The 13,769-nt window shown below is 52.1% G+C and carries 10 protein-coding genes; 3 read left to right on the plus strand and 7 right to left on the minus strand.

Features of this window, described 5'->3' with window-relative positions:
• Window position 1: 1 nt before the first annotated feature.
• The 3 genes from C3V43_RS09885 to C3V43_RS09895 all read left to right on the plus strand — a co-directional run bounded on the left by C3V43_RS09885 (window position 2) and on the right by C3V43_RS09895 (window position 5,848).
• Window positions 2-1,885, plus strand: coding sequence for a RagB/SusD family nutrient uptake outer membrane protein (locus C3V43_RS09885; RefSeq protein ID WP_106069663.1), 1,884 nt, complete (start codon window positions 2-4; stop codon window positions 1,883-1,885).
• A 25-nt stretch (window positions 1,886-1,910) separates the two neighbouring features.
• Window positions 1,911-2,828: a DUF4959 domain-containing protein gene (locus tag C3V43_RS09890; RefSeq protein WP_106069664.1), complete on the plus strand. Its 918-nt coding sequence runs from the start codon at window positions 1,911-1,913 to the stop codon at window positions 2,826-2,828.
• 269 nt (window positions 2,829-3,097) lie between these two features.
• Window positions 3,098-5,848 carry a M60 family metallopeptidase gene (locus tag C3V43_RS09895; protein ID WP_106069665.1) on the plus strand — a complete coding sequence of 917 codons (2,751 nt, stop codon included), beginning with the start codon at window positions 3,098-3,100 and terminating at the stop codon, window positions 5,846-5,848.
• An 8-nt stretch (window positions 5,849-5,856) separates the two neighbouring features.
• Here C3V43_RS09895 and C3V43_RS09900 read toward each other — a convergent pair whose 3' ends face one another.
• From C3V43_RS09900 to C3V43_RS09935, 7 genes are all read right to left on the minus strand, one after another.
• Entirely contained in the window at window positions 5,857-7,416 is a 1,560-nt protein-coding gene (locus C3V43_RS09900) for an ATP-binding protein (protein WP_106069666.1), read from the minus strand.
• 433 nt (window positions 7,417-7,849) lie between these two features.
• Window positions 7,850-8,779, minus strand: a complete 930-nt coding sequence (locus C3V43_RS09905) for a DUF3108 domain-containing protein (RefSeq protein ID WP_106069667.1) — start codon at window positions 8,777-8,779, stop codon at window positions 7,850-7,852.
• Complete coding sequence (locus tag C3V43_RS09910; protein WP_106070548.1) at window positions 8,679-10,646, minus strand: Ig-like domain-containing domain; 1,968 nt, start codon at window positions 10,644-10,646, stop codon at window positions 8,679-8,681. Before C3V43_RS09910 ends, C3V43_RS09905 begins: the two co-directional genes overlap by 101 nt.
• Window positions 10,647-10,763: 117 nt before the next feature.
• A complete protein-coding gene (locus C3V43_RS09915) occupies window positions 10,764-11,762 on the minus strand; it encodes a M48 family metallopeptidase (RefSeq protein ID WP_106069668.1) in 999 nt (332 codons plus the stop codon).
• A gap of 44 nt (window positions 11,763-11,806) precedes the next feature.
• Entirely contained in the window at window positions 11,807-12,367 is a 561-nt protein-coding gene (locus C3V43_RS09920) for a LemA family protein (RefSeq protein WP_106070549.1), read from the minus strand.
• A gap of 356 nt (window positions 12,368-12,723) precedes the next feature.
• Window positions 12,724-13,176, minus strand: a complete 453-nt coding sequence (locus C3V43_RS09930; protein WP_106069670.1) for a hypothetical protein — start codon at window positions 13,174-13,176, stop codon at window positions 12,724-12,726.
• A 72-nt stretch (window positions 13,177-13,248) separates the two neighbouring features.
• Entirely contained in the window at window positions 13,249-13,701 is a 453-nt protein-coding gene (locus C3V43_RS09935) for a hypothetical protein (protein WP_106069671.1), read from the minus strand.
• Between the last annotated feature and the right edge of the window lie 68 nt (window positions 13,702-13,769).

Consider the following 13,769-nt stretch of genomic DNA (forward strand, 5'->3'; position numbering starts at 1 on the left):
TATGAAATTATTATCCAAAATATTTGCCCTGACACTGGCCATGATATGCAGTGTATCTTGCGATTTTCTGGACGTAGTGCCCGATGAGCGGACTACGGACACCGACACGTATGCGGGGCGCAACAACGGTATCGACTATCTGTATTCCTGCTATGCCTATCTGCCCAACCCGTCCAACACGCCCGGAGGGCTCGACCTGCTCACGGGCGACGAGGTGATAACCGCTTTCGAGCACGAAACGTTCGCCTCCTTCCCCAAAGGGAATTACTCGGCCTCCTCGCCGGTTATTTCATACTGGAACACTTTCTTTCAAGGAATACGCCAGTGCTACATGTTCATGGAAAGGATAGACAAGTTTCCCGACACCACGGATGCCGAGAAGAACGATTATCGGGCACAGGCCAAATTCCTCGTCGCCTATTATCACTTCCTGCTTTCGCGCGCCTACGGCCCCATTCTGCTGATTAAGGAAACGCCGTCGACAGATATTCTTGCCTCCGAATATCCCACCCGTGTGCCTTACGACGAGTGTGTGGACTGGATTTGCGACCTGCTTGACGAAGCCGCCAAAGACCTGCCTGCCAAGCGGGACATAAAGAGCCAGTACGGATTGGCCACCAGCATCATGGCCAAATCGGTAAAGGCCAAAATGCTGCTCTATGCCGCTTCGCCCCTGTTCAACGGAGGCATTGCCGATTTCAAGGATAAAGAAGGTGTGGCTTTGATGCCCGCCACATACGATGCCCGGAAGTGGACGAAAGCAAGCGAGGCTCTGATGGAAGCCATCAAACTGGCCGAGAGCAACGGACATGCCCTCTACGTCAACGACGCCTATCGGGGCGAAGACGGTTCGGCAAACAAGTTTCCGGAAAAAGGCATCGTACGCCGCATGCGTACCCTGACCCTCGACTGGAAAGGTTCGGCCAATCCCGAAGTGCTGTTTGCCGACACGCGGGGAGAAGGTTACTATGACATACAACTGAAATGTTCGCCTAAAACATCCGTAGACCAAGGCGCCAACGGCGTGTCGCTCACTTGGACCATGTTGAACCGTTTCTATACGAAGAACGGACTGCCGTGGGATGAAGACCCTGAATTCAAGTCGGACAACAAGCTGGCGGTTGTCAGCATAGACGCCGGCCATGCCGCCTACGGCAAGGAGGGAGAGAAGACCATCGCCTTCAACCTCAACCGCGAACCTCGCTTTTATGCCTGGGTGGGTTTTCATGGCGGATATTTCGAAGTGCTGAACGGAACCGACAACGCATACCCCATTCCTTCCTACATGAGCGAACGGGGACGCGTGCTCCTGAGCTTCCTGAAGGATGGCAATCAGGGACGCAAGAACCGCACCAACAACTATTCGCCCGGCGGATACCTCAATAAAAAAGGTACAGACCCCAACATGGTTATGGGAAAAGGAGGTCCCAACCGCACAGTATATCCGTGGCCTGTCATCCGTTTGGCCGACCTCTATCTGGGCTATGCCGAGGCATGCGTGGAGACGGGCGAACTGGATGCCGCCAAGACTTACCTGAACAAGGTGCGCACGCGTGCGGGTATTCCCACCGTAGAGAAATCGTGGGCGGGCGTGGCCGAACTCAATAAGGACAAACTGCGCCAAATCGTACGTCAGGAACGCCAGATAGAGCTTTATCTCGAAAACCAGAACTTCTGGGACATGCGCCGCTGGATGACTGCCCAAGAAACCTTCAGCAAGAAAGCTCAGGGACTCAACATCGAGGGAAACACCATCGACGAATTCGCACAACTCAGGGAAATCTCTTTCGAGCGCAAATTCGAGGCGCCGAAGAACTATCTGTTGCCCATACCGAGCGATGACGTCAACAGAAATCCCAAACTTGTGAACAATCCCGGTTATTAACGCTTAAATCCATTTTATACAAGATATGAAACCTTTATTTTTGTATGCCTTTGCAGGAGCCGTCGCGCTGCTTGCACTTACGGGTTGCCAGAAAGAAGATATGGGCCCGCAGCCCGTGGCAATCGAAGCTTCTTCCCTCACTGCCGAGCCGCAGGAAGGAGCCGTCAAAATAAGCTGGAAGATTCCGGAAGCGGCCAACTACGAATACATCCGGGTCACTTATATGCATCCGGGTACGGGCAAGGAGCACATCCGTCTGGCCAGCGTATATGCCGACCACATCGTCATCGACGGTTTGCTGAAGCGATACGGGGCCATCGAGTTCAAGCTGATGCCCGTAACCGCCAAGGGACGCGAAGGAGAGGTGCGCACCATAACATCCGAGTCGCTTGCGCTGCCCAAGAAAATCAAAGTGATTTCCGACTCCAAGGAACAGATGAAGATAACAGCCGACCAAGTCTGGGCCAGCAACCCGGAACCTCTCTACGGCGAAGGGAAACTCGAAAGCCTCGTAGACAACAACTACAACACCTACCTGCACATGAGCTGGAGCAGTCCCAAGCCTTTTCCGCACTACATTGTGATGAAGGCTCCCGAAGCAGTCGGCGCGTTGGGCTTCTTCCTCAAGAACCGTACGCATGCCAATAATAACAACCGCCCCAAGAATATGAATCTTTGGGTGAGCGACAGCTTCGACGGAGCAACCTTCGACCCCGCCCGGTTCTCGGCGCACAAGGTTGCCGAGTTCAGAGGCATGCCCGAAGGGAGCGGCAGCGAGGTGGAATCTCCGGGTTACGTTCTTCCGTCTCCGATGCAGTATGTATGGTTCGAAGTTCTCGAGCCTCACGGCAGCGGACTGTACTTCGCCCTGGCCGAAATCAAGCTTTACAAATACAAGCTGGAGATGTTCGACCCGGAGACCGGAGAAACAACCGTATTGTAGCAGCCGGTTAGAAGCAAGATATTGTTTTGATTTTCTTTTTGACAGACACATGTCCCTGTCGTGACAGATGCAAGTGTTCAGGCCGACAGGCAAAAGCCCCTGTCGTGACAGACACAAGCCTTTGCCACGATAGGGGCAAGTGTCTGAAACCATTGCGGATTCAACCGTAATAAGGGCACAAGATGCCGGCAGGATTTAGGACCTCTGTCCTGAACCGGCGTGGTAAATCCAAACAGACTTTTCTAAGAAAACCTATAAAAACACTTACCATGAGATTGCACTTGTTTTTTCTTTTAACCATATCCGTTTTCCTGACGCCTGCGTGCAGTGACAAACCTGAAGACGAAGCTTTGTCCCTCATCATCGGGCAGAAAACGGTGAACTTCGTCGAGACGGCTTCCTCATCCGACATTCAGATAAAGACGAACGACAGCCATTGGACGGCAACCGTGCAAGGCGATGCCGCAACATGGCTCAAGACGCAGGGCCGCGGCTCTATACTGCAAATCAGTGTGTCTGCCAACGAGGAGATGGAAAAACGCCGCGGAGAGATTAAGGTAACAGCCGGGAGACTGTCCGAAATCATCGTTGTGGAACAACTGGGCATGGCTCCGGCCCTGCTGCTTTCTTCCGAGATGTTCACCGTTGCCGCAAGCGGCGGAGAGATAAATCTGGAAGTTACGGCCAACGTAGAGTACGACATCAGCATTCCGGCAGATGCCGCTTGGATTAAGCCCATGGCCGATACGCGCGCCGTGGAGATGGTGAAGAAGGCGCATCGCTTCAGCGTGTCGTTCAACGCCGCAGATGCGGCGCGCACCACCGAGCTGGTTGTAAAGCAGAAAGGCGGAACACTTGAAAAGAAAGTTCCGGTGACGCAGAAAGCACAAACAGGCTATACGGGAGAAACTTCCGGCGACATCAAGGACGACGTAAAAGTGCCCGTAAGCCGTGCCGCGGCAAGCTCTTCACAGCAGGGCGGAGAAATAGAGAAATCGTTCGACGGCGATTACAAAAGCATTTACCACTCGTCGTGGAACAATAAGGGAGAGCATTATTTTCCCATCACACTGGAGTATTTCTTCGAGAATCAGGAAAGCATCGACTACCTGATTTACTATCCCCGCACCGAGGGCTACAACGGGCATTTCAAGGAAGTGGAGATTTGGGCGTCCACACAGGCCGCCCCCGATTATGCGAAAGTGACGGACTATGACTTCAAAGGCTCTTCGCTGGCGGTAAAAGTCATGCTGGACAAGCCTCTGATAAAACCCTTGTCCGTGAAGTTTGTGGTGAAGTCGGGTCACGGCGACGGGCAAGGCTTTGCCTCTTGCGCCGAGATGGAGTTTTATCGCCGCAATCCCGACCCGCTTACGCTCTTTACCGACCTCACCTGCTCGGAACTGAAGCCCGGCATCTCTCTCGAAGAGATTGAGAAAGTGCCGAACAGCCTCTACCGCAACATAGCCTACTATCTGCACAAAGGAAGTTATCCGCACGAGTTCCGCATCCAGAACTACCGTGCTTGGCCGCATCCCGACGACTGGGCACGTGTGAACAAGACCTCCACGTTGAGCCTGCTCGACAATCCCACGGGTATCAGTGTCGACGAAAGCGACGAGCTTATTGTCTTCGTAGGCCCCACCGGAGGATATAAACTCGGCTTGAAGGTACAGAACCTGAACAAACCCGGAGGCGACGGTTATGGGAACGCGTCGCACTATTCGCTTTCGGAGGGAGTGAACAAACTGAAGATGAGGAACAGAGGGTTGGTCTATGTATTCTATCATACTCCCGATTATCAGTCGGCGCCTCAGGTCAAGATTCACTTTGCCACCGGAAAGGTGAACGGATATTTCGACTCGCAGAAGCATCAGGCGTCCGATTGGCAGAAGTACCTCCATGCAGCCGTCGACGAGTATTTCGACGTGTTGGGCAAGCACGCTCACCTCACATTCTCCACCGCACACTTCAAGACCTATGCGGCCAACAACGGCAAGCAACTGATTGATGCTTACGATGAGCTGGTGCGTATGGAGAAAGAGTTCATGGGACTGATGAAGTACAATCGTCCCACCGTGAACCGTGCCTATTTCCATGCCATGTATCATGCCTATTTCTACTCCACCTCCTATCGCACGGCCTATAATGTGACGGGCGAAAACGAACGCCGGACGCTGCTGGACGTGAACGAACTGAAGAAATCGCCGTGGGGTCCGGCACACGAGCAAGGGCACTCGTTTCAAACCCGTCCCGGATTTAAATGGCACGGCATGACCGAGGTGACGAACAACGTCCACTCTCTCTACGTGCAAACCGAATGGGGCAACGCCTCGCGCATCGAGACGGAAGCGATGGGGCGTTTCAACAACCGCTACGAGAAGGCTTACTACAACTCGTTCGTGAAGCATGTGCCCCATCCCGGCGAGGAAGATGTCTTCTGCAAGCTGGTTTCGTTGTGGCAGTTGCAGCTCTACTTCTCCAATGTGCGCGGCAAGACGGATTTCTACAAGGATTTGTATGAAAAGATACGCACCTCGCCCGACCAACCGGATCCCGGTGCCCAGCAACTGGAATTCGTGAAGATGGTGTGCGACATTGCGCAGGCCGACTTGACCGATTTCTTCCGGAAGTGGGGCTACCTGTCGCCCTTCGACGGCGAGATAGACGACTACGGGAAAAGACGCTTCCTGCTTGAGCAGAACCGGATAGACAAAGCCGTGGCCGAGATAAAAGCTAAAAACTATCCGTCGGCCGGCGAAAAGATAGAGTATATCTGTGATTCCAACTGGAAGGTATTCAAGGACCGTTTGCCCGTACGTCAAGGAACTGCCGTGAAGAGCGGTAAAACCATTACCATGACGGGCTGGCAAAACGTGGCGGCCTACGAAGTGTATGATGGCGATACGCCGGTATTCGTATCCAACAGGCCTTCTTTCAGTCTGGATACGGAGGCAGGCTCCGGCATCAAGGTGATGGCCGTGGCCTACGACGGAAGTAAGACGGAAGTGAAGTTCTGACCTACGCTCTATGATTCTATTTTCCACGCTCCTATGGTGCGGGTGGCGCTGTCGAAGTTCACTCCGACTTTGACTATCCGGCGTCCCTCCGCCCCATAGGGGATGGCATATTGCTTGCTCTCAATCTGTGCCAGCGCTTCTTCGGGCGTACCGTCGAACTTGAACTCGAAGACGTAGACGGCATCTTTCATCCTTACCACTACATCGGCACGGCCCACGGCGCTCTTCACCTCGGCATCCACGTACTGCCCCATGAGGCGGAACAGCAGGTAGAAGACCGTCTGATAGTGCTTCTCCGTCTTGTTCTCCAAATCGTGGGGAATGGAGGCGAAGAAAGAGCGTGTGCGCTCCAGACAGCTCTCGATGTCACCCTTGCGCAAATCGCGGATGAACGACACCACGTAGAAGGTGTTGTTCTCGCCCGGCAGGTGGACGTAGGCGGGCAGCAGCGACTCGATGAAGCCCTTGCGGACTTCGCCGTTGGGATAGGCGAGCCGGTAAATGCGGAAGTCGGGGTCGTAGCCCTTGATGGTGAGGTAGCCGCTCTGGTAGAGCACGGGCACGGGACTGGTGATGCGCTCGGTGGGTGCATCGAACTGCTCGTCGGTGGCTTCTATGCCTTCGAGGCAGCGTATGTCGAAGTCCGCCTCCCGAAGCAGGTCTATCAGGAAGGTAGGCGTGCCGGTGGAGAACCAGAAGTTCTTGTATTCCTTGGCATCGAAAGCATTGAAAAGGCTGAAGGGGTTGTAGATGTCTTCGCACTGCTTGCTGAAGTGGTAGCCGTCGTACTGGTGTTTCAGGTGCGCACGGGCCTCTTCGTAGGTCTCGCCGTTGGCTTGGGCCATCCGTTCGATGTCCGGCTTCAATACGGTCAGCAGCTCGTTCTCGGTGATGCCGCACAGTGCACTGAAGTCATCGCGCATACTGATGTTCTTCAGGTTGTTCAGCTCGCTGAAGATGCTCATCTGGCTGAACTTGCTGATGCCCGTGATGAAGAGGAAGCGGAGATATTGGCCCAACCCTTTCAGGGGGCTGAAGAACTTGCGCATCTCGGTGCGGAGCTGTTGCTGCAGGGCGACGTCCGAATTACTGTCCAGCAGTGGGGCGTCGTACTCGTCAATCAGCACCACGACAGGCTTTCCCGTCTGTTTGTACGCACGCATCAGGATGCCTTGCAGACGCTCGGCGGCTGTTTTTTCGGCCTCATTCTTCCCATATTCTTCTTCCCATCGGGAGAGGAACAGGTTCAGTTGTCCCGTCAGTTCGGAGACTTCGGTGTACTTCGTCAGGCTGAAATCGATGTGCAGCACAGGGTAGGCGTCCCACTCCTGCTCCAGCCGCTCCATGGCCAGTCCCTCGAAAAGCTCCCTCTTCCCCCGGAAGTAGGCTTCGAGCGTGGACACAAGCAGGCTCTTGCCGAAGCGGCGCGGACGGCTGAGGAAATACACTTGGTCGGTATGCGTCAGTCGGTAGATAAGTTCCGTCTTGTCCACATACACGCAATTGTTGTTGCGCAACTGCTCAAAATTCTGTATCCCTATCGGGAATCTTCTGTAATCTTCCAGCATATCTGAACAATGTTTATCGGTGGTATCAAAAGACAAAGATAATCCATTCTTTGCATAAGCCGTTGCTTTTAAGCCTTTTTTTTAAAGTTCTTGCCGGACAGGGAATCGGGCGACGGACGGAAAAAGCCCTATGCCCTTTCCCGATCCGGGCTATATCGGCAGCATGTACCGGATGGAATCTTTGGCAACAGAGGTAATTCCGAGTCGATCGTTGGAATGTTTAAGAGGATTGTTGCACTTATAGAAAAAACGTCTTGTGTTCATAGAATAAAATTGTTTGCGGTAAACAGTAAACTTGTTCACTGTTTGAATAAATCTCTGTTCGCACCGTGCGGATACAAAAACGCAACCTGCGGACAGATGTTCGCACTGTGCGGACAAATATCCGCGCAGTGCGAAAAAAGTCCGGAAATAAAAGTGAAGTGCCGCTTATTTACTCATGTCCCACCACCGACGTCATGGGCGAGCGGTTGCCCCGTACCCTCTTGAGGAATGCCTTGGCCGAGCCGAAGTTCAGATACATGTCGAGGCGGATGGGGAGATGGTTCTTATCATCGGACACAAAAAAGGTGATAACCTCCTTCTCCTTGCCCTTTTTGTACTCTACGAAGGAGAATACAAGGCAACGGTAGATGGTGTCGTTATTGGCTTCCACGTTTTCCTTGCCGCGATAGATCAGGGTCTGTTCTTCTACTTCGCGCCCCGTGGCCATAGGGAAACGTATCTTTTCGCCCACCTTGTAGTCCTTCGGGTCGTAGGAGCGTGCCTGTGCCAGAATGCTCAGCATGTCGAATATGCAACGGCTGTCGCTGTACTCCATCTCCTGAGTCTCGCGTGCGGGATTGCGCCAGATGCGGCGTTGCTTCACCTTCGACAGACCGCCCTCGTAAGAAAACCAAGCCTCGTCCACCGTGTGGCGGCTTCCCTCTTCGGCTGCCTTGCGGAAGTAGAGCGGCTCCAAGCGGTCGCTGACGTAGCAGGTCAGCGTGTCGCGCATCTTGAAGAAGAAATCGGTCTGCTTGCTTCCCACGGAAAGCAGGTTGAAACGATATGCCGGTTTGGATTGGTAAGTGGTGGCGTTCGTGGTGAGGCTGGCCGTGCCCACCTTCTTCCAGATGAATTTCCAGTTGAAGTATAGGTCGTACATCACGTGCTCGCCCGACTGGAAGGCCTCGTTCTTGGCCGTGCATTGGGCGCGTACCGATGAGAAAGCCGTCAGGCAGAGCAGCCCCGCCATCAGTAGCAGGTGCAAGGAACTCCGTTTAATAGCTGTAACCCCTGCCACTGTTGCCGCGAATGTTGTTGCTGCGGTTGTCGTTGGCACGATTGCCGCTCCTGTTTCTCTTCTTGTTCTTGTCTTCATCCGGTTTTTGCTTTTTTAGTTCTTCCGGTTTCTGCTTGTCCAGAGGCTTGGCTTCGACGTCCCATTCCTGTGTCAGGTCGAAGTTGGCCTTCAGCTCCAGCAGCATCGGGTAATAATAGACCATTTCCGGCTGGCGTTTCTCGGCATAATTTCCCGTGTCCCACACGCCGTTTCCGTTGGCATCGTATATCAGTCTCGCCCCATACTTGTCGGGGTTGAGGAAGTAGAAGTCGGCCTTTCCGTCCGTCACCTGCACTGTGCGCACCACGTTGTCTTGCCCGTTGAGCAACTCAACGAAAGCCGGCGAACCGACACCGTGCACGTTGAAGAAAATCTGTCCGTATTCTTCCAGCTTCTTGGCTTTGAACTCTTTTTTTATCTTGTCCGTGTGCAGGCCGTACAATCCTCCTATGGCGGCAGAATCCACCTCAAAGCTGTACGACTTGTCCGGCTCCCACTCCGCATAGAGGTTATACCGTTTCAGGTCGGCCGAATCGCGTGCCAAGTCGAACGGGATGTCCTTCCACAGCGAATCGACCTTCTCTTTCAAGTGGAAAGCGGCGGTATCTACCCTCGTCACCGGTTCGTTGAAAGAGAGCGTGATGTAATCGTATACGTCCATCGACGATGGCGCATATACGTCGGCCTGCAGGAATTCCGCAGATACCGGCTCAGCCTCTTCCTTGTCGTTCTTCTTCTTTCTCTTTTCGCGCTCTTTCCGCTCCTTTTCTTTGGCCTCCTGCTTCTGCTTCAGCTGCTTGGCGTAGGTCAGTTTGGCCAGCACGTTCAGCGTGTCGGTGCGCGGAACCAGCTGCTTCAGACTGTCCGTGTGGAGGTAGGTGATGCTCATCCTCAGCGAGTCTTGTCTGTATAGCAGCGAGTCCTTTATCCAATAGCAGAGGGTGTCGTTGCGCCCGGTGACGTTCTCCACAATGAACGCATCGCGCTCGTCGAAGTTCAGCCCTTTCAGCAGGGGCGGTTCGGCGGCAGGGGCAGTGAAGAAGAGGGAGAATTTTTCGGGCGTCAGCCGTTCGTACTTCAGGAAGCGTTGCGAGAAGTTGGGCTCTTTGAAGCTGCGCAGCAAGAGGTTGTCCGGCAGGTAGTGGGTATATTCCTTCTCCACGATTGTATCCACGGTCAGCGAGTCCACCCACGTGGTGTCTTGGCGCATGCGTCGTTCCATGGAGGGAATTACGAGCGAATCGTTGAAAGCGATGATTTCGGTAGGTTGCGAGTAGGCGAAGTTCTGGTCGGCATCCTGCAAGGCATAGATGCGGTAAGTGCCGGGAGCCACTCCGCGGATGGAGAAATGCCCGCGACTGTCCGTACGTCCCACACGCTCGAAGGGCAACTTGGTGAAAGCCGAGTCGGAGAGGTTGGAATGCAATCCCACGAGCAGGCCCTTCACCGGTTCGAGGTTGAAAGCATTCAGCAACGTTCCCGCTACGGCCATAGAGTCCAGACGGTCGCCGGTGGAGAAAGAGTAAGAGAAGTTTTCCAGCGGATTGCTCTCGTTGTTGTCCTGAATGGCATCGCCGAAGTCGAACGTGTAAGTGACATTGTCCTTCAGTGTGTCTTGCAGTGTGATGACCACCTTCTTGCCGTTAGACCTTATTTCCGGCTGCTGCACCTGCGGAGGAGAAATCACAATCTTCTCGTTCGGTTTGTCCAGCTTGATGAACTCGTCGAACTCAAGCACAATCTTGTTCTTTCGGGCATGGAGCGCACCCTGCGACGGGGTTCCGCCAACGAATCGGGGAGGCGTCTCGTCTATCGGCCCGCCCTCTATCCGGCCTACGCTTGCACAAGAGTAGAGCACTGCCAGCACGGCCATCGGCACGTAGAGCTTACGGAAGATTCTTTTCATCGGCATGAAATGTTTTTAATCTTTATCATGCCGCAAAAATAAAGTTTATCCTGCAATATTCCTCTATGGTTTAGCGTATTTTCACCTAAGAGGTCTCTTTTACAGCAAGAAAGGGCGTCAGAACTGCTCCAAGATTTCTATTCGTCTGGCGGTGTCGGGGTGTGTGGCGAAAAGCGAATTCAGGAAGCTCACGATGCCTTGCCCTACGGACTTCGGATGCACGATGAACAATTGCGCCACATCGTCTCTCTTCACGTTCTTCAAGCCGGGCTTCTCGGAAATCTTCCGCAAGGCCGATGCCAGAGCAAGCGGGTTTCCGCAAAGTTCCGCACCGCCGGCATCGGCCATATACTCACGCTTACGCGAAATGGCAAAACGCGTCAGCAAAGTGAAGAAGTAGGCTATGGCGATGCATATCAATGCGACAGCCATCACGACGATGATGGAAAGGCCGTTGTTCTTACCGTTGCGCCGGCTGCTTCCGCCTGAAAGGAGCGTGCGGTAAATCATTTGCGTAGTGAGGTTCATGACGGTGGAGACGATGCCCACGAAGATGATGCTTGTGATGAGCAGGCGGGTGTCTTTGTTGCGTATGTGGGTCAGCTCGTGCGCTATCACTCCGGCCAGCTCGTCATCGTCCAGCCTGTCGGCCAGCCCTGTGGTTACGGTCACCGTGTAGCTCCGCTTGTCGATGCCGCTTGCGAAGGCGTTCAGCATCGGGTCGTTCACGACGTTTATTTGAGGCATGTCCATGCCGCAAGCCATGCAAAGATTCTCTACGATATTGTAAATGCGCGGGTTCTCGTTCCGGGTCAACGGCCGTGCGCCTGTGGCACGCTTCACCATCGAGGCATTGAAGAAGTAGGCAATGGCAAACCATATTGCCACACCCGCCACCACCCACGGTATGGAGGTCATGAAATAATAGTTGACCGTTGCCACATCCAACTGCCGCACCGGTTCGCCATACTCGTCCCGGTAATCTGTCCCGAAGTAATCGGCTAAGGCCAGAAACACCCACACCATCCCCAAAATGATGGACGGGAACAACAGCAACAACAAGACGCTCAGGCGGTTGTTGCGATCGATCTGGGTCTGCAATCCTACGTATTTCATGCGTAAATCACCACTGCTGATGGAATAAGGAGAGAGAGGGGGGATTAGAACTTGATTTCGGGCGCTTTGTCAAGCACTACACGGTCTTGTACGGAAACTTCAAACATCGGCTGTTTTGAGAAACCGAACATCTTGGCGAAGATGTTGGAAGGGAAAGTCTCTACCGCCGTGTTCAGCTCCTTGGTGGCCGAATTGAAAAAACGGCGCACGGCCGCCAGTTTGTTTTCCACATCCGAAATCTCGAATTGCAGTTGCAGGAAGTTCTGGTTTGCCTTCAGTTCCGGGTAGTTTTCCAATACTGCTTTCAGTCCGGCCAATGCGCCCGATAGGGCATTGTCTGCCTGTATCTTATCGTTGATGGACGTTGCTCCCATCGCGGCGGCGCGTGCTTCGGTCACTTTCTGAAGCACTTCCTTCTCGTGGTCGGCATACCCTTTGACCGATGCCACCAGCTGGGGGATGAGGTCGTAGCGCTGCTTAAGCTGCACGTCGATATTGGCGAAAGCGTTTTCACGATTGTTCTTCAATTTGACAAGATTGTTGTATATGCCTACAAGCCACATAACAAGCAGCACAACAACCACTGCTACAATAATAAAAGTCATCATAACATTGTTTTTTTCAGGTTTATTTGTTTACAAACATAAAAAAAGATGTCTGAAAAATCAAAAGGAAGCCGTTTTTTAACACTATTCGGAAAGCCGGGAGCAAAAAAAGAAACAATCCGATTGCTATTCGTTTTCGGATGCCGTCCTCCGAAGGCGAGTAAACCGATGTTTGCACGCTTCTTGCGCTTTGGATGAAATAAAATTCCCTGCCCATGTCAGAGACATAAGCAGGGAATCTGTTCGGTTTCCAAATCAAGAGCATTTGAGAATCGGCTTATCGAATGAAAGCACTTCCAAATCGTAGGATGCGATTATAAATGAAGTCTGTTTGTTTATTGGGAAAACAGTGTCCATTATCCTCCTAATTCAAAACATCCGGGATGATTAACAATATCATGTACCTTGAAATCCTCATAAGGCCTCACGGTAACAATGTTCATGGCCGGAATGTCTTTTACCTTGTAATGAAATACCGTGTCGATTATCCTCTTGCTGCCGAACAGAACAGAGTCCAAAGAGATGATTCTGATCCGCATCTTTACACTGTCCGTCTGCGGAACAAAGTTTGCAACGTCTGTTCCGAAATAAGTATCCCATACGGAATCATAAGAGGTACGGTAGAGTCCGCTGAAAAACAAACTGTCGTTTATCCAGAACTTAATGTAGTCCTTACTGTCACGTTCATCGAGATCGGCGTGTTCAGCATAGTTGTTTACGGTTACAATACAAGACTTTTGCGTATTTTTCTTGCCGCAACTGCCTATTAAAAAGCAGAAGAACATGATAATAAAAAATGTTTTCTTCATCTTATTTCCTCGTTTTATTTATGTGAAATACGTCTATTCAATTTGCCATGAATATAGTTTTTACAGTGCCCATTATCCTCCTAAGTCAAAACATCCGGTATGATTAACAAAATCATATACCCTGAAATTATCATAAGGCCTAACGGTAATAATTTTCATGGCCGGAATGTCTTTTACCTTGTAATGAAACACCGTGTCGATAATCCTCTTGTTGCCGAACAGCACAGAGTCCAAAGAGATGATTCTGATCCGCATCTTTACACTGTCCGTCTGAGGAACAAAGTTCGCAACGTCTGTTCCAAAGTTAGTAATCCATACGGAATCGTAAGGGGTACGATACAATCCGCTGAAATACAAGCTGTCGTTTATCCAGAACTTAATATAGTCCTTACTGTCGCGCTCATCGAGATTGGCGTGTTCAGCATAGTTCTCTACGGTTACAAGACAAGACTTTTGCGTATTTTTCTTGCCGCAACTGCCTATTAAAACGCAGAGGCACATGATAATAAAAAATGTTTTCTTCATCTTATTTCCTCGTTTTATTATGTGAAATACGTCTATTCAATTTACCATGAATATAGTTTTATAGTGTC

It is taken from the genome of Prevotella heparinolytica (genome assembly GCF_002998535.1).
GTDB classification, from domain to species: Bacteria; Bacteroidota; Bacteroidia; order Bacteroidales; family Bacteroidaceae; genus Bacteroides; species Bacteroides heparinolyticus.